Raw genomic sequence first — 17,858 nt, forward strand, 5'->3', positions numbered from 1 at the left:
GCAGGATCGAACAGGGGAGAGGCCCGCTTATGGCCCGTTTCGAGGGTAAGTCCATCATCGTCACCGGCGCCGCCTCCGGCATCGGCCGCGCGGCCGCGCGGCTGTTCGCAGAGGAAGGCGGCAAGGTTTTCCTCGCCGACTGGTCGGAGAGCGTTCTGGAGGCGGCGGAGGAGATCAAGGCTGCGGGCGGCACGGCCACCGGCCGAAAGGTGGATGTCGGGGTTGAGGCCGAGACGCAGGCGATGGTGGCGGCCGCGAAGGCGGCGCATGGCGACCTTCACATCATCTTCGCCAATGCCGGCGTCGGCGGCGGCCGCGATTCGGTGCTGGAGGGAAGCGCCGATCTGTGGGCCGAAACGCTGCGCGTGAACCTGATCGGACCGGCGATGGCGATCAAGCACGGTGCGCCCCTCATCCAGGATTCGGGTGGCGGCGCCATCGTCTGCACCGCCTCCGTCGCCGGTATCAATTCGGGCGCGGGCTCGGCGCATTATTCCGCGTCGAAGGCCGGCGTCATGAGCCTGGTCAAGACCGCCGCGCAGCAACTGACCGGTGCCGGCGTGCGCGTGAACGCTGTTTGCCCCGGCATCATCGAAACCGGCATGACGAAGCCCGTCTTCGACTATGCACGCGAAAAGGGGAAGCTGGACCGCGTCGGCCGCCTGAACCCGCTGCAGCGGTACGGCGCGCCGGAGGAGGTCGCGCGCGTCGCGCTGTTCCTGGCGTCTGAGGATGCGTCCTACCTCAACGGCCAATCCATTGCCGTCGATGGCGGCCTGTCGTCATCCCACCCCGTCACGCGTCAGGTCTACGGGCAGGTCGCCGTATGAGCCTGCCGGCGATCCTGACATCCCGGGAGGACCGGGCGGATGGCTTCGACGTCGTCATCCCGGAAAGCTGGCAGCAGGGCCGCACGGCCTATGGCGGTATCAGCGCCGCGCTGGCCTATGAGGCGGCCAAGCGGGCGGGGGAGGACCTGCCGCCGCTGCGCTCCGCCCAGATCAGTTTCATCGGTCCGCTGTCGGGCCGCGTCAGCGTCACGGCGAAACTGGAGCGGCAGGGCCGCAACGCCGCCTTCGTGGCCGCTTCGGTAACGGGGGAAGGCGGCATCGGCCTCTCCGCCATGTTCGTTTTCATGCGGCCGATGGAAAGCCAGGTGTCCTTTACCGATGGTGACCTGCCCGACCTCGTTCCCCCGTTCGAGGCGAAGGAGATACCCGCTGGCACCGGTCCCAGCTTTGCGCAGAATTTCGAGGGGGAGCCCATCGATTTTACTGCCGGGCGGGGCGGCGCCGATATTCGCCGCTGGTTCCGGCTGAAGGATCGGCACGGCCTCGACCCCATGACCGAACTGGTGCTGATGGGCGACGGCCTGCCGCCCGCGGCGATGGCGGTGATGACGACGCGCGCGCCGATCAGTTCGCTGACCTGGATCTTCAACGTGCTGCGGCCGCCGGAAACCCGCGACGGCTGGTGGCTGCTCAGCGCGCGTTCGGACCATGCGAAGGATGGCGCGTCGAGCCAGGACATGAGCGTATGGAACGCCGGTGGTTCCCTGATCGCGCGCGGCATGCAATCCATAGCGCTGTTCGGTTAGGGAGGTTTCATGACGATCATGACGGTCGATCCGAAGTCGCAGGGGTTCGATCCCGCGCGGCTGGCGCACATCGATGAATTCTTGAAGCGGCGCTACGTCGACACGGGACGCCTGCCCGGCGTGCAGCTACTGGTCAGCCGCGATGGAGAGCCGGTTCATTTTTCCACGCAGGGCACCTTGCGAGAGGACGGCGTTCCGCTGGCCGACGACACGATCTTCCGTATCGCCTCCATGTCGAAGCCCGTTACATCGGCCGCGTTCATGTCCCTGTTCGAGGAGGGGCGCATCCAGCTCGACGATCCGGTGTCGAAAGTTTTGCCGGAACTGAAGGACACGGGCGTCCTGGTCGCCGGCGGGTTCGAAGCGCCCTTCCAGACGAAGGCGCCCGACCGGCCCATGCAGATGGTCGACCTCCTTCGTCACACGGCCGGATTCACCTATTCCTTTCAGTATCGCACCGCCGTCGATCATGCGCACCGCAAGGCGAAGCTGGAAAACACCCACGGCAATTTCGACCTTGATGGCTTCGTGCAGGCGCTGGGCGAGATTCCGCTGGAATTCTCGCCGGGCACCTCGTGGAACTACTCTGTGGCGACGGATGTCCTCGGCGCCGTCGTGCAGCGCCTTGCGGACAAGCCGCTGGACGAGGTGTTCGCCGAGCGCATCTTCCGGCCGCTCGGCATGGACGACACCGGCTTTTTCGCGCCGGCGGACAAGCTGGCCCGGCTGCCCGACTGTTACGCCGTGACGCCGACGGGCAAGAACCGCCTGCTCGACAGCCGCGACAAGAGCGCGTGGGGCGCGCGGCCGAAACTGCTGTCGGGCGGCGGCGGTCTCGTTTCGACCTCCGCCGATTACCACCGGTTCTGCCACGCCTTTCTGAACGGCGGAGAGCTGGACGGCGCGCGCATCCTGTCGCCGACGACTGTCGCGTTGATGACCGCGAACCACCTGCCCGGCGGCAAGGATCTGACGCAGGTCTCGCAATCGCTGTTTTCGGAGGCGGCGAACGAGGGGGTCGGATTCGGTCTGGGCTTTGCGACGACCATGCACCCGCACCGGACGCTGGTGCCGGCGTCGAAGGGCGAATTCTACTGGGGCGGCTATTTCTCGACGGCCTTCTTCATCGATCCCGTCGAGCGGCTGATCATGGTGTTCATGACGCAGGTCGGCCCGTCCATGCAGTTCAACGTGCGCCGCGAATTGAAGACACTGATCCACGCGGCGCTGACGGAAAGCTACGCCTGACGCCGCGACGCCCGAATGCCGCCGGGGGGCGGAGACATAATTGAGGAGGAACCCCGAACGATGACCAGTCCAGTCCGCACCGAACGCCATGACGATGTGCTCGTCGTCATTTCCGACAATCCGCCGGTGAACGCCCTCGGGGCCGCCGTGCGGCAGGGTTTGAAGGAGGGGGTCGAGGCCGGCCTTGCCGACGACAGCGTGAAGGCGATCGTCATCCGCTGCGACGGCCGCACCTTCCACGCCGGCGCCGACATCACCGAATTCGGCAAGCCGCCGCAGGGACCGAGCCTGCCGGAGACGCTGGACGCGATGGAGGCGTCGGCAAAGCCCATCGTCGCGGCGATCCACGGCACCGCGCTCGGCGGCGGGCTGGAGGTGGCGCTGGCCTGCCATTACCGCGTGGCGGTCCCGTCCGCGAAGCTGGGCCTGCCCGAGGTCAATCTGGGCCTCCTCCCCGGTGCGGGCGGCACGCAGCGCCTGCCGCGCGTCGTGGGCGTCGAGAAGGCGCTCGACATGATCGTTTTCGGCCGGCCCATCGGCGCCGGAGAGGCGGAGAAGATCGGCCTGGTCGACACGCTGGCGGGCGAGGACAGTCTGGAGGCGGACGCCATCGCCTTCGCTCGGGAAAAGGCGAAGGCGGACAGCCATCCGGCGACCTCTCGCCGGACCGACCGGCTGCCCGACGCCGCGCACATCGGCCAGATTTTCGACGACTTCAAGGCGAAGAACGGCCGCAAGATGCGCGGTTTCGATGCCCCCGCCGCCTGCATGCGCTGCGTTCGCGCCGCGGCCGAGCTGCCCTATGTCGAGGGCGTGAAGGTCGAGCGCGAGGAGTTCATGAAGCTGATGCAGGGGGATCAGTCAAAGGCGCAGCGCCATCTGTTCTTCGCCGAGCGACAGGCCGCCAAGATCGACGATGTGCCAAAGGACACGCCGCTCATCCCCATCAGGAAGGTCGGCATCATCGGTGCCGGAACGATGGGCGGCGGCATCGCCATGAACTTTCTGTCTGCCGGCATCCCCGTCACCATGCTCGAGATGAAGCAGGAGGCGCTCGACCGCGGCACCGGCGTCATGGGCAAGAATTACGAGGGGAACGTCAAGCGCGGCCGCATGTCCGAGGAGAAGGCGAAGGCGGCGATGGACCTGCTTTCCACGACGCTCGACTATGCCGACCTTGCGGACTGCGATCTCGTAATCGAGGCCGTGTTCGAATCGATGGACGTGAAGAAGGACGTGTTCGGCAAGCTGGACGCGCATGTGAAGGACGGCGCGATCCTTGCCTCCAACACCTCTTACCTCAACGTCGACGAGATTGCGCAGGCGACGAAGCGCCCCGGCTATGTCGTGGGCATGCACTTCTTTTCGCCGGCCAATGTCATGAAGCTGCTGGAGGTGGTGCGGGGCGCCGAAACCCGCCCCGACGTGCTGGCCACGGTGATGGCGCTGTCCAAAAAGATCGGCAAGGTGGCGGTCGTCGCCGGTGTGTGCCACGGCTTTATCGGCAACCGCATGCTCAGCCCGCGCCAGCGAGAGGCGAACAAGCTGATCATGGAGGGCGCGACCCCCTGGCAGATCGACAAGGTGCATCAGGAATTCGGCATGCCGATGGGGCCGTTCCAGATGTCCGACCTTGCCGGCCTCGACATTGGCTGGCACCGCGACACGAACCGGATCGAGAGCCTGCGCGACGAACTCTGTGCCATGGACCGGCGCGGGCAGAAGACGGGCGCCGGCTTCTACGACTATGACGAGAACCGCCGCGGCACGCCATCAGACACGGTCGAGGCGCTGATCCGCAAATGGGCGGAGAAGGAGGGGACGCCGCAGCGCGAAATCTCCGACGAGGAGATCCGCGAGCGCACGCTCTACCCCATGGTGAACGAGGGGGCGCTTATCCTGGAGGAGGGCATGGCCCAGCGCGCCTCCGACATCGATGTGGTGTGGATCTACGGCTATGGCTGGCCGCGCTATCGCGGCGGCCCGATGTTCTGGGCCGACCTGGAGGGTGCGGACACGATCCTCGCCGGTCTCGAAAAGCATCAGGACAAGATGCCCGACCTGAAGATCTCGCAGCTTCTGAAGGACAAGGCCGCGAAGGGCGAAACCTTCAATTGATCCGGTAGCCGGTCCGGGAGGGGCCGGCGGATTCCGGCGGGCAGCACGCGCACGAAGAGGCGTCCGTCCGCCACCCTCCCGCTTTCCTGGGGGAGGACATGTGGTGACTTTGAAATCCGCCATCGGAACCGCCAATGCCGTTCGGGCGGGTCGGACAACGGCGCTGGCCGAGGCGCAAGCAGCCATCGCGCGGATCGAGGCGCGCGACGACGACCTCAACGCCGTCGTCGTCCGCGATTTCGATCGGGCGCTGGACGCCGCCCGCGCCCTCGACGTGCGCAGCGACCGGGCGGACCTGCCGCTTGCCGGCGTTCCCATGACGATCAAGGAAAGTTTCGACGTCGCCGGCCTGCCGACGACCTGGGGACTGGCCGAACACAAGGATTTCATCGCGGACCGGGATGCGGAGGTCGTACGGCGGCTGAAGGCGGCGGGCGCGATCCTTCTGGGCAAGACGAACGTGCCGCCCGTCCTTGCCGATTGGCACAGCAGCAATCCCGTCTACGGCGTCACGCGCAACCCGCACGATCCGTCGCGCGTGCCCGGCGGCTCCTCCGGCGGGTCGGCCGTGTCGCTCGCGGCCGGATATGTGCCGCTGGAATATGGCAGCGATATTGGCGGCTCCATCCGCGTGCCAGCGCATTTCTGCGGCGTGTGGGGCCACAAGCCGAGCTATGGGATCGTGTCCACGGACGGGCAGATGCTGCCGGGCACCGACGGTCACATGGCCGAAATGTCGGTTGTCGGACCGATGGCGCGAACGCCGGAGGACCTGTCGCTCGCGCTGGATCTGACGTTGATGCATCCGCTGGCGGGGCCGCACCGCCAGACGTTCTCCGGGCTGCGCATCGCTGTTCTCGAGGCGCATCCGGCGGCGGGTCTCGATGATGAGATCGGCGCGGCGATGGTGGCGGCGTCGCGGCAGGCCGAGCGGGACGGCGCCGTGATCGTGCATCGGCCGCCACAACCGCTGCCGGACCTTGCCGCCATGCACGCCGCCTATATCCGTCTGCTTCTGACGACCATCGGGCGGCGCCAGCCGCTACCGGAGGGCGTCGAACCGGTCGATCTTGAAAGCTGGTGGCAGATGCTGGACGAACAGGCGCGCTACCGCCGCCAATGGGCCGCATTCTTCGAGGGCGTCGGTGTTCTTCTGGCGCCGATCGCCGGTATCACTGCCTTCCCGCACGACGATGGTGACAGCCGCAGCCGCATGGTTTCGGTGAACGGCCGGCCCGAGCCCTGGGGACCGCAGCTCGCTTGGGCGGGCCTCGCCAACTATCCAGGTCTGCCGGCGACGGCGATGCCGCTGACCCGGTCACGCGAAGGGTTGCCCATCGGCATGCAGGTGATCGGCCCGCGCTTCGGCGACCGGTTGACGCTGGCCGCGGCCCGGTGGATCGCGGACGCGCTTACGAAATAGGGGAGGGGGCGCCGGGCGGCCGGCCGCGCTATCGTGCCGGCAAATGGAGGAACCCGATATGTCCGATCTTGATACCTTCCGCGCCGACACGCGCGCCTGGCTGGAGGAGAATTGCCCCGCCGAAATGCGCCAGCCGGCGCGCGGCGACGGCGACGCCTGCTGGGGTGGACGAAAGTTCGAATTCTCTTCGGATGCGCAGAAGCAGTGGCTGGAGCGCATGGCCGCGAAGGGCTGGACCGCGCCGATGTGGCCGGCCGACTATGGCGGCGGCGGCCTGTCCGCCGCGGAGGCGAAGGTGCTACAGCAGGAAATGGCCCGCATCAACGCGCGGCCGCCGCTGTCCAGCTTCGGCATCTGGATGCTCGGCCCGGCGCTCCTGAAATTCGGGACGGAGGCGCAGAAGAAGGAGCATTTGCCCCCCATCGTGCGCGGCGAGATTCGCTGGTGCCAGGGCTATTCCGAACCCGGCGCCGGCTCCGACCTTGCCGGCCTGCAGACGAAGGCGGTGGACCGGGGCGATCATTACATCATCAATGGTCAGAAGGTCTGGACCAGCTATGCCGACCAGGCGGACTGGATCTTCTGCCTCGTGCGCACGGACCCGTCCGCACCCAAGCACAAGGGCATCAGCTTCGTCCTGTTCGATATGGACCAGCCCGGTGTGGAGGCGCGGCCGATCAAGCTGATTTCCGGCTACAGCTTCTTCTGCGAAACCTATTTCACCGACGCCCGCGCGGAAAAGAAGAACCTCGTCTACGAGGAGAACAAGGGCTGGGACGTCGCAAAATATCTGCTGGGTCACGAGCGCGAGATGATTTCCGGCATGGGCCTTGGCGGCGGCGGCGGCAAACCGCTCCCCGCCATGGCAAAGGATGCGGTGGGGGAGGAGGCGGACGGCCGCCTCGCCGATCCGCTGCTGCGCGCGGAAATTGCCATGTTCGAGGTGCGCTCCGCCGCCTACCGCGCGCAGGCGGAGCGCTTCGCCGACGAATTCAAGGCCGGGCGCGGCAATCCCGCCCAGCCCTCCATGATGAAATATTACGGCACGGAACTGAACAAGCGCCGCAACGAACTCGTCATGGCAGCGGGCGGCTCGGACGCTCTCGAATGGGATAGCGAGGAATCGGGCGGCGGCAAGAAGGCGCGCGACTGGCTGCGCTCGAAGGGCAACAGCGTCGAGGGCGGCACCAGCGAAATTCAGCTGAACATCATTTCGAAGCGGATCCTCGAACTGCCGTCCTGACCGCCGCTGACCCTCCCCCGGCCCCTCCCTTTCAGGGAGGGGAGAAGACCGGCGCGTTCCCCGCCCTGAAAGGGAGGGGTTAGGGGAGGGTCCTCCCCGGTTCGCCTACAAAATCCCGCCGCAAGGCCCAGCACCAGATACCCGGAGACCCCGAATGCCCCTCTACCTCACCGAAGACCAGGAAATGCTCCGTGACAGCGCCGAGGGTTTCGTGCGCGAAAAGGCGCCCGTCGCGCACATGCGAAAGCTGCGCGATGCGGATGACGGCACGGGTTATGATCCGGCGTTGTGGCGCGAGTTCGCGGAGATGGGCTTCACCTCCATCCTGATGTCGGAGGACGAGGGCGGCCTCGGCCTCGGCCATGTCGAGGCGGGCGTGGTCATGGAGGAAATCGGCAAGAACCTGACCCCCTCCCCGCTCCTGTCGACAGGTATCGCTGCGGTCGCGGCCCTGAAGCACGGCGGCGCGCAGCACCGGGACAAATGGTATCCGAAGATCGCCGCCGGAGAGGCCGTTGCCGCCATCGCCGTCGACGAGGGCGCGAAGCACGATCCCGCCGCCACCGCCATGACGGCCGCGCGCAGCGGCAACGGGTTCAAGCTGTCCGGCCGCAAGACGTTCGTTACGCATGGCCATGTCGCGGATCTTCTGATCGTCGCCGCGCGCACCGGCGGCAGCGCGGGGGACGCCGACGGCATCACCCTCTTCGCCGTGGAGAAGGGCGCCAAGGGGCTGAAGGCGGACCCGCGCCGCCTTGCCGATGCCAGCATCGCCGCGCGCCTGGAGTTCGACAATGTGGAGGTCACGGCCGACGCCGTCATCGGAGAGGTGGATGGCGGCTGGGGACCGCTGAATGCGCTGCTCGGCGCCGGCCGCGCCGCCGCCTCCGCCGAAATGCTCGGCGTCGGGCAGGGCGCCGCCGACATCACCGTCAATTATTTGAAAGAACGCAAGCAGTTCGGCGTTCCCATCGGCAGCTTTCAGGCACTGCAGCATCGCGCCGCGCATCTCTATGCGGAGCTGGAAGTCGCCCGCGCCGCCGTGCTGAAGGCGCAGCAGCTTCTCGACGAAGGCTCGGAGAAGGCGCACAAGGCCGTGCATGTCGCCAAGGCCATGACCGGCTGGACGACGACGCTGGCCGTGCAGGAGGGGGTGCAGATGCACGCCGGCGTCGGCATGACCGACGAATATGATATCGGTCTTTACATGAAGCGCGGGCGCACGCTCGCCGAACTGTTCGGTGACGCCAATTACCACGCCGACCGTCTGGCGCGCGAGGCCGGCTACTGACAGCGCGCAGCAATGCGAACCGCGCTCCGTTCCGGCGTAGCTCGAAAGGTGACCGAATGAAGATCGCCCTCTCCTCCTTCTGGCGTCACGAGATGGAGCCCCGCCTGCCAGCCGATGTCGAGCCCGCCTGGTTCCAGACCGTCGATGAGGCGGTGGAGGCGGTACGGGGCGCGAAGATGGCGCAGCTCGACCTGCTGGCACCGGAACGCGATATCCGCCGCGTCATAGAGGCGGGCGAGGATCTGGAATGGATCGCCGTCTGCTTCGCGGGCGTCGACCGCTATCCGCTGGATGTGATGGCAAGGCGCGGCATCGCCTTCACCAACGGCGTCGGCCTCGTCGCCGTGCCCGTGGCGGAATGGGCGGTCATGGGTGTCTATGCGCTCGCCAAGGGGTTTCCCGACGTGGTGCGCATGCATGACCGCAAGGAGTGGGGTCAGTCGCCCTATGGCACGGTGGAGGTTTCCTCCTCGAAGGCGCTCCTGATCGGATACGGTCATATCGGTACGGAAATCGCCCGCCAGCTTCGCGGGGTCGGTACCGACGTGACGGTGGTCCGATCAAAGCCCGATCCGACGACCGGTGTGCTGGGGCCGGACGATTGGCGCGCAACGCTGGGAGACTATGATTTCGTCATTCTGGCCGCGCCCGGCACCGAGGAGAATGAGGGGATGATCGGCGCGGACGAGCTGAAGGCGATGAAAAAGAGCGCCTGTCTCGTCAATATCGGCCGCGGGTCGCTGATCGATCAGACGGCGTTTCGCGCGGCGATGGACGCGAAGGAAATCGCCGGCGCCCTCCTCGATCCCGCGACGCCGGAGCCGCTTCCCGCGGACGATCCGCTGTGGGATGCGCCCGATACCATCGTCACGGCGCACCTGTCCGGTCGCAGCCAGACGACCATGCCCGCCCGCGTGACCGATCTTCTCCTCAAGAACCTCGAACGCTTCCGCGGCGGTCAGGACCTCATAAACGTCGTGGATACGGAACGCGGCTACTGACGCTGGAGCAGCGGTTCGTCCTGCGGGCAGGTCATCCCGCGGCCGCCCGCAGCATGGGCTGCTCCCAATCGTCTCCATGGAGCGGCGAAACCGCCCCCATGGTGCCCATTCGAATCTGACCCCGTCCGCGCCGCTTCGCCTCGTAAAGGCGCGCATCCGCGGCCGCGAGAAGGCCGGTCAGGTCGCTATCTCCGCAAAACGTCACCGCACCAATGCTGACGCTTGCTCCGCCCGGAATCTCCCCGGACGTCCCGGTGAGCTCAGCAAAGCGGATGCATAGCGTGGTGCCCAGGTGCCGTGCTTCTTCCTCCTGGATACCGGGGATCAGCATGGCGAATTCGTCTCCGCCAAGGCGCCCGAAAATGGCGTTCGGCGGCAACAGGCTTTCCGTCAGACCGGTGAACTTCGTCAGCATGCGGTCGCCGAACCCATGACCATGATTGTCGTTGATCGCCTTGAAATGATCGAAATCGAGCAGCATCAGCGTTGACGCCCTTTGCTGCGCTGCGGCCTCGGTGATGGCGGCGTGGGCCTGTTTTTCGAACGCGCGCCGATTCAGGATGCCGGTCAAGGAATCGCGCTCCGCAAGCCGCTTGATTTCCTGCTCCTGCCGCCGCCGCACGGACGCCGCCATCAAAAGGCCGAGAAGGACGGCCACCATCACCCCCTCGAGCAGGGAAACCCCGATGGCGAAGCCTTGGAACCGTGTCAGGTCCGTATAGGCGCCGGCTGTGAAGACCAGTCCGATCTTGCCCACATACCAGAAGCCGTGGATCAGGAAGACGACTCCCAGGCTGTGCGCGACCCGTTCGGACTTGTTGCCGTGCAGGCTGAAGAACAGCATCGCCGTCTTCAGGGCCAGAATGGCCACGGCCGCGGCATTGAACGCGGCAAGTGCATCCATACGGATCTGCGTATCCGGCACTGCCAGCATCGCGGTCCACGGCAGGAAGACGCTCCACCACAGGGGATCGATACGCCGCCCCACGAACGCGCCCGCACCGTGCAGGAAGCAGAGATGCGCGGCGATCAGCAGGCCATTTGCGAACCACAGGCCGATAAGGACGGAGTAGCTTTCCCGTAGCGGCGAGAGGCTGCAGCCGAGCGCGATCGACGCGAAGCCGGCACTCCACCAGCCCAGCGATGCGTCCTTCAGGGCGCGGCATTCCACGGCCAGAAAACACGCCGTGATGAACGCAATTCCCATGGTCAGGATCAGCATGGTGAAGGGGTCGACGGTCATAGGTCTTTCTAGGCGGCAGCTACCCGGCTCGGTAAGCGCAGTTCCTCAACAAAGCCTTACCCAGCGCCTCTGATCGAGAAGATCTCATGGGGAACCCACGTGGACGCCTCTGAAACGGTCCGGGTGGGGCAGGCGCTGGAGCGGCCCTTGCGGACCGCTCCGTGAACGGCGGAGTGTCTCTCGGCGCACACAGGCGCGCTACCGTCGGCAGGGTCCTCAATAGTCCTTCGAATAGCGCAGGTTGGCGCTTTGTCCGGCGGTGGTCGAGACGCTCGACAGCACGCTGAACGCGCGGCTGAGGGCGATTTCGATCTGCGTCGCCGTGAAGCCCTCGGCATCGGTGATGACCTCCAGATAGATGTCGTCGCCGATATATTGACCCACGGCCAGCGCCGTGCCGCGCCCGGTTGCCTGGTCGGAACCGAGAATACGCAGCCGGTCGAAGCCGGTGGCCTGTCGCAGTTCGCCGAGCGGATTGAGGCCGCCGCCAGATCCGCGCAGGCTGTTGAGGGACGCGGCAAGCTGCACCGCCTCCAGCGCGCCCAGTTCCGACGGCGGGCCGCCGAACAGGATCAGCGCCAGGATCTCCTCCTCCGGCCGGGCCGGGCTTGAGGAGAAGCTGATCTGCGGATTGTACGCCCGCCCGCCGATATTGATGATGGCGGTGATATCGTCGACGTCGGTTTCGGCGCGAATGTCGAGGACCGGATTGATCTCATTCTCGCGCAGGAATTCGATCCGCCCGCGCGTCAGGTCGAACCGCTGGCCGGCGAAACCGAACGTGCCGCGTACCAGCTCGACCTGCCCCCCGACGGTGTAGGCCGTGGCATAGCCGCCGATGTTGAGGTCCGCTTCCCATTCCGATTCCAGACCCATGCCGCTGACGAAGATGCGGTTGTCCGCCCTGACATCGATGTCGAGCGCCCAGTTTCTGGGCGGCGCGGCCTCCTCGCCGCCGGCGGCGCTCTCCACCGGTTCCAGCGATTGCGGTCGCCGGCGCACGCCCGCGAGCTCGGTGATCTCTTCCTCGCCGCTGCGGACCAGGCGGTAGCGCACTTCCGGCAGGATCAGCTCGCCGCTGATCATGGCCTGCTGCTGCGGGCTGTTCTCGATATTGAGCGTGCCGGAGACGCGCGCCGCGAGGTCGTCGCCATCCGCAAGCTGCGCATTGTCCAGCGTCACCTGGATGTCGATCGGATACTCGTCCACCGCCGACAGGCTGACATTGCCGCTGGCGGCAACGGTGCCCTCGCCCGCATTGCCCTGGAACTGACGCAGTTCGAAGGAGTCGTTGGTGAACCGGCCATCCAGCACCATGTCCGTGATGCGCGTCCCGTAGGTTTCGTTTTCATATGTCAGCCCATCGGCGCGCACCCGGCCGGTGATGGAGGGCGTTTGCAGCCGCCCGCCGAAATCGGCGCCCACCGCCATCTGTCCGCGCAGTGTTTGTCCGGCGAGGCCGGCAAAGGAGAAAAGCGCGCTCGCCGGGCCGTTATAGCGCACGCCGCCGCCCAGCGGGGCAGCCATCAGCCGCTCCGACCATGTTCCTCCCTCGCCGAGCGGCGCCAGAGAAACCTGCACACGGCCCACCTGCCGTCCGCGCTGGCGGATCGCGCCGTTCATGCGCCCACCCGCCTCGTCCAGATGGCCGACAAAGGTGGCGTCGATGGCCTGCGAGACGTTGACGGTGCCGGAGCGCTGGAAATCGTCCAGTTGCAGCCGCAGATCGGCGCGGGGTACGGCGGTCGCATTCGCCTGGGCGTAGTCGAGGCTGCCGGTTGCGCTGCCGCTGAAGCCGCCGGACGGCATGAAGGCATTCAGGATCTCGAGACCGAATTCTTCGAATCGCGCCTGTACCTGCGTCTCGTCCCCGAACCGCCCGGCAAGGCGCACGTCGCCCTCCCGCATGCGGATCGTGACCGGGGACAGCACATAGGCTCCGTCCGTCATGGCGACGCGCATCGGCTGGACCGTCTGGAAGGGCTGGCCCGAGACCTCCCCCTTGACGGCGGCGATCAGCTGCTCGCTGGTGAAGCGTCCGTTGACTGCGACCTCGTACGGCGTCGGCATCCGGCCCTCGGCCACGATGCGCGCCGCGCCGCGCCCGTTCTCGTAGGAGAAGCTCGCGCGTCCGGCATCCATGCGGAACTCGCCATAGCGCAGCGCGGCGAACTGGGCCGTGCCCTCGACGATCGGAACCTCGCCCGTCATCAGGACGGTCATGTCGACATCGCCGCGGTCCAGCGAGATGGCCGGATCGCCGGCCAGTGCAATGTCGCGGCCGGTCAGGTCGATGGCGACGAACTGGTCGCCGCCCCGGTCGGAAAGGGCGATGGTGCCGCTGATGCCATTGCCGTTGGCGCGCAGCGTGCCAGCATAGACGCCGCTCTCCGTCGGTGCGATCTCGCCGGACAGAATCAGTTCGGCAAGCTGCACCCTGCGGATCTCGTAGGTGCCGGCATTGGTATAGAGAATTTCCGCGCTGGCGGGGCCATAGGGCGTGCCGCCGCTTGCGGTGATCAGATACCCCTCCGGCGTGCCGCGGATCTGCGCCACGACGTTCTCGAACGGGATGCCCAGCGTGGGGGACTCCGCTTCCACGTCGATGACCGGCGCCTCGGCCGTGCCGGAAATGCGCGCGACGAACGGACCATAGTCCTCGCTCGTCCCCTCGATGACCACGTCGAGCGAGCCGTCCGCCAGCATGCGCGCGGTGCCGGTCGCGCGGACGCTGGGGCCGGTGATCTGCATGTCGCCCAGGCCATAAATGCCATTGCCCGGTGCGATCAGATTGCCGGTCACCACGGCGCGGCCGCCCGTCAGCATGTCGAGAACGGCATTGTCCAGGCGCCGCGATTCCGCACGGATGGGGCCGGTCATGGCAAAGCTGCCGTTCGGCAGAGAGCGGATGTTGATGTCCGCGCGAATGTCGAAGACGCCGAACGGATCCCAGGGGAAGCGCGGCGCGCGCGCCTTCACGGCGGCCCTATAGCTTGCATCCGCGAAGTTGACGGACAGGTCGGCGGTGCCCGCCATGGTGTCGGAGGCCAGCGCCACATCGTCCGCCGTCATGCGTCCGTCCGCAACACGCAGCATCCCCTCGATCCGCAGATCGTCGGCGAGCGGCGCGAGAAGGTCCGCCAGCCCCTCGACCCGGTCGGCGCGCGCCTGCAGCGGGATCAGGATGGCGCCGCCCTCGGCAAAGGTGATCGTGCCCTGCGCGGCCATATTGACGAAGCTCGTCTCGCTGACGGCAAGTCGCGCCGCATCCGCGCGGTAGGCGACGTTCGGCTGAGACAGCATCCCCTCCAGCGTTGCCGTGCCGCGCACGTCCTCACCGCTCATCGTCTCGTTGAGGACGGAGGGCTCAAGAAGCCGGAAATCGAAGGCCGTGTCGCGCCACTGGCTCTCGCCCATGTCGAGAATGCCTGCGCCTTCCAGCGCGAGCGCATCGGAACGCAGCTCCAGGTCGAAATCGGCGACCCGCTCCTCCAGCGCCGCCGTCAGGTTGATGTCCGCCTGCGGGCCGAGCAGTTGCGTCAGCATGCTCTCTTCCATGACCGCGCCAAGATCGAAGGGGCCGCGCACGGTGAACGTGCCGTCGCTTGCAACCAGGTCCAGTTCCGCCAGCGCCTGTTCGCCGCTTGCCGCCGCCAGCGTTCCGCGCCAGGCCTGCCAGGTGCCACTGCCGTCGACCCGCAGCCTCAGCGGCCGGGGCAGGGCGGTAAAACCCGCGACCAGCCCGTCCGCCGGCGCATCGAGATCGAGGTCGATGTCCAGCTTGTTGTCGTCGGGAACCGCATCGATGACCAGGCTCAGGCGGTCGCCGCCGGCGATGCCGTTCCCGGTCAGCGCCTGCGCATCCGCATCGATCTGCGCGCGGCCGTCGGCAATATGCGCTTCTCCGCTCAGCGACACGGCATGGCGCGTACCCGTCACCGCCGGACCGATGTCGAGGCGGCCGAGATCCAGCCTGTCGATATCGATGTCGATGTCCGGCAGCAGCGGGGCGTCGGGATCGTCGGAGGGCAGCAGCTCCGGCAGGCGGATCAGTTCGCCCGACGGAATGCTCAGCGAATCAATGTCGACATGCTTGCTGGCGAGGGAGAAGGGGTGCCAGTCCAGTGTCGTTTCCGGCACGGTCAGGAACACGCCCTGGGGGTCGCTCAGCGCCAGGTCGCGCAGCACCATTTCGCCCCAGATCGAGCCGTCTATGGCGCCGATGTTGATCGTCAGCCCGTTGGCGGTGGAAAAGCCGTCGAGTTGCTGGGCGAGGAAGCGCCGCCCCGGTCCGGTGTTCAGCGACGCGATCAGCAGGCCCAGAAGGATGAGCAGCGCGACAAGCACGATGCCGATCCATTTCAGGACCACGCCGCGGCTGCGGTCCTCGTCGTCCTGCTCGACGGGCGCGGGGTCCATTTCGTTCACCATCAGAAGGCCTGCCCGACCGAGACATAGAAGGCAAAGCTCGCCTGTCCGGTCCTGCGGTTGAGGGGGATGGCGATGTCGGCGCGGAACGGTCCGAAATTGGTGTAGTAGCGCCCGCCGACGCCCAGGCCGTATTGCAGATCGCTGAAATCGGGCGCGACACTGGTATAGGCCTGGCCCGCGTCGAGGAACGCCACGACGCCGAAATTGCCGAAACGGTAGCGACCCTCGACCGCCGCTTCGTTCAGGCTGCGGGCGCCGAGCGGGCCATCCTCATCGCGCGGCCCGATGTCCTGAAAGCCGTAGCCGCGAACCGATCCGCCGCCGCCGGCATAGAGGCGGCGGGACGGTGCCAGATCGTCGCGGTCGATGCCGTTGATGCTGGCGAGGCGCACGCGGCCGGCGAGCGTGAAGCTTTCCCCGATGGGCAGGTAGCCGCTCGAATCGAGCTGGGAGACGAGATAGGGGTCGAAGGCGCCGTCGTTCAGCGACGCCTCCGGGCTCAGCCGCACGGTGGCGCGCCAGCCGCTGCGCGGATCGAGCAGGCTGTCGCTGGCGTCATAGCCGATCTGGCTGGGCAGCGCGGCGATATAATAGGTGTCCTCTGACCCGAAGATCGTCGGTGCGCCGACGCGCGTTTCGCTGGTGGCGAGGAATTCGGCGCCCAGCGCATAGGTCCACCGCTTCTGCCAGATGGGCGTGGATTCGCGCGTCAGGCGCGCGCGAACGATGGCCGTGTTGGCATGGAAGGCCTCGAAGTCTCGGCGGCCGACGCTGGCGTTCAGCAGGAAGGTGCGGTCGCGCTGGCCCGCGTTCGAGCGGCGGAAGGTTGCGCCGATCTGCTGTTCCCGCGTTCCGGCGACGGCGCCCAGCTGCAACGCGCCCTCTGGCGGAAACAGGTTGCGATGCTGCCAGGCGACTTCCGCCCGGAAGCCCTGTCCCGTCGAATAGCCGACATCGCCGGTGATGGAACGCGGCGGGCCCTGCTGCTGGCGAACCAGCAGGTCGACGTCCATCGTGCCGTCCTCATTATACTCGCCGGTGTTGACCGGCTCGATGGAAACGCTGTTGAACAGGCTGGTGGCGACCATCGCCTCGCGCAGATCGTCCTGCATGCGTACGTCGTACAGATCGCCTTCTTCGAAACGGCTGAGCAGTTCGACATGCTCCGCATCGAAGGCGAGGTCGCCCTCCGTCCGGATATTCCGGAACCGGCTGCGCGGTCCCAGGTCGACCGGCAGCACATAATCGGCGGTCTTGTCCGCCTCGTTCAGCAGAATGCCGCGCTGCTCGATTTCCGAGAACGGGTAGCCGTTGAACGGGAAGATCAGCTGGATCGACGCTTCGGCGGCCACGACATCGTCCGCGACCACCGGATCGCCGACCTCCAGTCCGATATTGTCGGAAACCAGATGCGGCGGGATCGCCTCGTCCTCACCGACGATGCTGATATCCGAAAACGTGTATTGCTGGCCCGGCGTCACCACCACGTCGACGCGGTAGCGGCCATCCTCTTCGGCCGGCAGCGCCACGTCGGCCGCGGCGATGGCGTCGTAATAGCCTCTGGAGCGCAGCAGCCGCACCGCCAGTTCGGCATCGGAATCGGCACGGGCGCGCAGCATGGCACCGTTCTCGGCCGAACCGCCACCCTCTTCCAGGGCGGACAGACCCAGGAATTCGCCCCGCATCCCGACCTTCTCGAACCCCTCCACCACCGTGTAGTAACGGATTTCCTCGACCGGCCCGGGGCGCTCCTCGGTCGGCGGCGCGACGGGTTCCAGGTCATAGGTCTCGAGCGGGGCCAGGGGCTGTGCCAGTGCCGCATCATCGATGGGCGGCGCCGCCGGGTCCTGCGCCTGGTCCTGCGCCGGGGGCAGCGCTGCCGGACCGGCCGCAGGCGCTGTGGTATGCGCATCGTCCGCATCCAGCGTGTCGGGCGCCGCCGCGTCGGCAGGCGCATTCGCGCCCACCTCTCCGGGAATGGGGGGAATTGCCGGGGCGGGCGGCGCGTTCTCGTCCAGTTCCGGTAGCGCCGCCTCGAACGCGTCGTCGGCGATGACCGGCTCCTCCTCGGCCTCGAAGGGAACGGCCTGCCCGGTGTTCTGATCCGGGGCCGCCTCCACGCCATCCGGCTGCACCTGTTCGCCGGCGCTGTCCTGCGCGCGGGCAGGGACGGCGGTCCCGCTCGTCAGGGCGAGCGCGACAAGGCTTACGGACAGCAGGTGGCGAGAAATACGCTGCACTTCCTAAAACATGGCCCCCACTC

At 67.0% G+C, this 17,858-nt stretch carries 11 protein-coding genes; 8 read left to right on the forward strand and 3 right to left on the reverse strand.

The window, feature by feature from the left end:
* Positions 1-29 precede the first annotated feature (29 nt).
* The 8 genes from C725_RS08700 (at position 30) to C725_RS08735 (ending at position 9,921) form a co-directional block, all read left to right on the forward strand.
* On the forward strand, positions 30-830 hold the full coding sequence (locus C725_RS08700; RefSeq protein ID WP_008602009.1) for an SDR family NAD(P)-dependent oxidoreductase: 801 nt from the start codon (positions 30-32) through the stop codon (positions 828-830).
* Complete coding sequence (locus C725_RS08705) at positions 827-1,597, forward strand: acyl-CoA thioesterase (protein ID WP_008602010.1); 771 nt, start codon at positions 827-829, stop codon at positions 1,595-1,597. The genes C725_RS08700 and C725_RS08705 overlap by 4 nt, the downstream gene beginning before the upstream one ends.
* A gap of 9 nt (positions 1,598-1,606) precedes the next feature.
* Positions 1,607-2,845: a serine hydrolase domain-containing protein gene (locus C725_RS08710; RefSeq protein ID WP_008602012.1), complete on the forward strand. Its 1,239-nt coding sequence runs from the start codon at positions 1,607-1,609 to the stop codon at positions 2,843-2,845.
* Between the two features lie 60 nt (positions 2,846-2,905).
* Positions 2,906-4,963 (forward strand): 3-hydroxyacyl-CoA dehydrogenase NAD-binding domain-containing protein, encoded by a 2,058-nt coding sequence (locus tag C725_RS08715; protein WP_008602014.1) that lies wholly within the window; start codon positions 2,906-2,908, stop codon positions 4,961-4,963.
* Between the two features lie 100 nt (positions 4,964-5,063).
* Positions 5,064-6,386 (forward strand): amidase family protein, encoded by a 1,323-nt coding sequence (locus tag C725_RS08720; protein WP_008602016.1) that lies wholly within the window; start codon positions 5,064-5,066, stop codon positions 6,384-6,386.
* A 58-nt stretch (positions 6,387-6,444) separates the two neighbouring features.
* Positions 6,445-7,629, forward strand: a complete 1,185-nt coding sequence (locus C725_RS08725; RefSeq protein WP_008602018.1) for an acyl-CoA dehydrogenase family protein — start codon at positions 6,445-6,447, stop codon at positions 7,627-7,629.
* 154 nt (positions 7,630-7,783) lie between these two features.
* On the forward strand, positions 7,784-8,920 hold the full coding sequence (locus C725_RS08730; protein ID WP_008602021.1) for an acyl-CoA dehydrogenase family protein: 1,137 nt from the start codon (positions 7,784-7,786) through the stop codon (positions 8,918-8,920).
* A 56-nt stretch (positions 8,921-8,976) separates the two neighbouring features.
* Entirely contained in the window at positions 8,977-9,921 is a 945-nt protein-coding gene (locus C725_RS08735; RefSeq protein ID WP_008602022.1) for a D-2-hydroxyacid dehydrogenase, read from the forward strand.
* Positions 9,922-9,952: 31 nt separating this feature from the next.
* Here the strand turns inward: C725_RS08735 and C725_RS08740 are convergent, their stop codons facing one another.
* The 3 genes from C725_RS08740 to C725_RS08750 all read right to left on the reverse strand — a co-directional run bounded on the left by C725_RS08740 (position 9,953) and on the right by C725_RS08750 (position 17,835).
* On the reverse strand, positions 9,953-11,164 hold the full coding sequence (locus tag C725_RS08740; RefSeq protein WP_008602025.1) for a GGDEF domain-containing protein: 1,212 nt from the start codon (positions 11,162-11,164) through the stop codon (positions 9,953-9,955).
* Positions 11,165-11,380: 216 nt separating this feature from the next.
* Entirely contained in the window at positions 11,381-15,595 is a 4,215-nt protein-coding gene (locus C725_RS08745; protein ID WP_008602027.1) for a translocation/assembly module TamB domain-containing protein, read from the reverse strand.
* Complete coding sequence (locus C725_RS08750) at positions 15,595-17,835, reverse strand: autotransporter assembly complex protein TamA (RefSeq protein ID WP_008602028.1); 2,241 nt, start codon at positions 17,833-17,835, stop codon at positions 15,595-15,597. The genes C725_RS08745 and C725_RS08750 overlap by 1 nt, the downstream gene beginning before the upstream one ends.
* Positions 17,836-17,858 lie beyond the last annotated feature (23 nt).

Source organism: Pacificimonas flava (assembly GCF_000342165.1).
GTDB classification, from domain to species: Bacteria; Pseudomonadota; Alphaproteobacteria; order Sphingomonadales; family Sphingomonadaceae; genus Pacificimonas; species Pacificimonas flava.

Coding starts and splice junctions, on each gene's coding strand:
- C725_RS08700 (WP_008602009.1), top strand. CDS start 30: ATGGCCCGTTTCGAGGGTAAGTCCATCATCGTCACCGGCGCCGCCTCC.
- C725_RS08705 (WP_008602010.1), top strand. CDS start 827: ATGAGCCTGCCGGCGATCCTGACATCCCGGGAGGACCGGGCGGATGGC.
- C725_RS08710 (WP_008602012.1), top strand. CDS start 1,607: ATGACGATCATGACGGTCGATCCGAAGTCGCAGGGGTTCGATCCCGCG.
- C725_RS08715 (WP_008602014.1), top strand. CDS start 2,906: ATGACCAGTCCAGTCCGCACCGAACGCCATGACGATGTGCTCGTCGTC.
- C725_RS08725 (WP_008602018.1), top strand. CDS start 6,445: ATGTCCGATCTTGATACCTTCCGCGCCGACACGCGCGCCTGGCTGGAG.
- C725_RS08730 (WP_008602021.1), top strand. CDS start 7,784: ATGCCCCTCTACCTCACCGAAGACCAGGAAATGCTCCGTGACAGCGCC.
- C725_RS08735 (WP_008602022.1), top strand. CDS start 8,977: ATGAAGATCGCCCTCTCCTCCTTCTGGCGTCACGAGATGGAGCCCCGC.
- C725_RS08740 (WP_008602025.1), bottom strand. CDS start 11,164: ATGACCGTCGACCCCTTCACCATGCTGATCCTGACCATGGGAATTGCG.
- C725_RS08745 (WP_008602027.1), bottom strand. CDS start 15,595: ATGGTGAACGAAATGGACCCCGCGCCCGTCGAGCAGGACGACGAGGAC.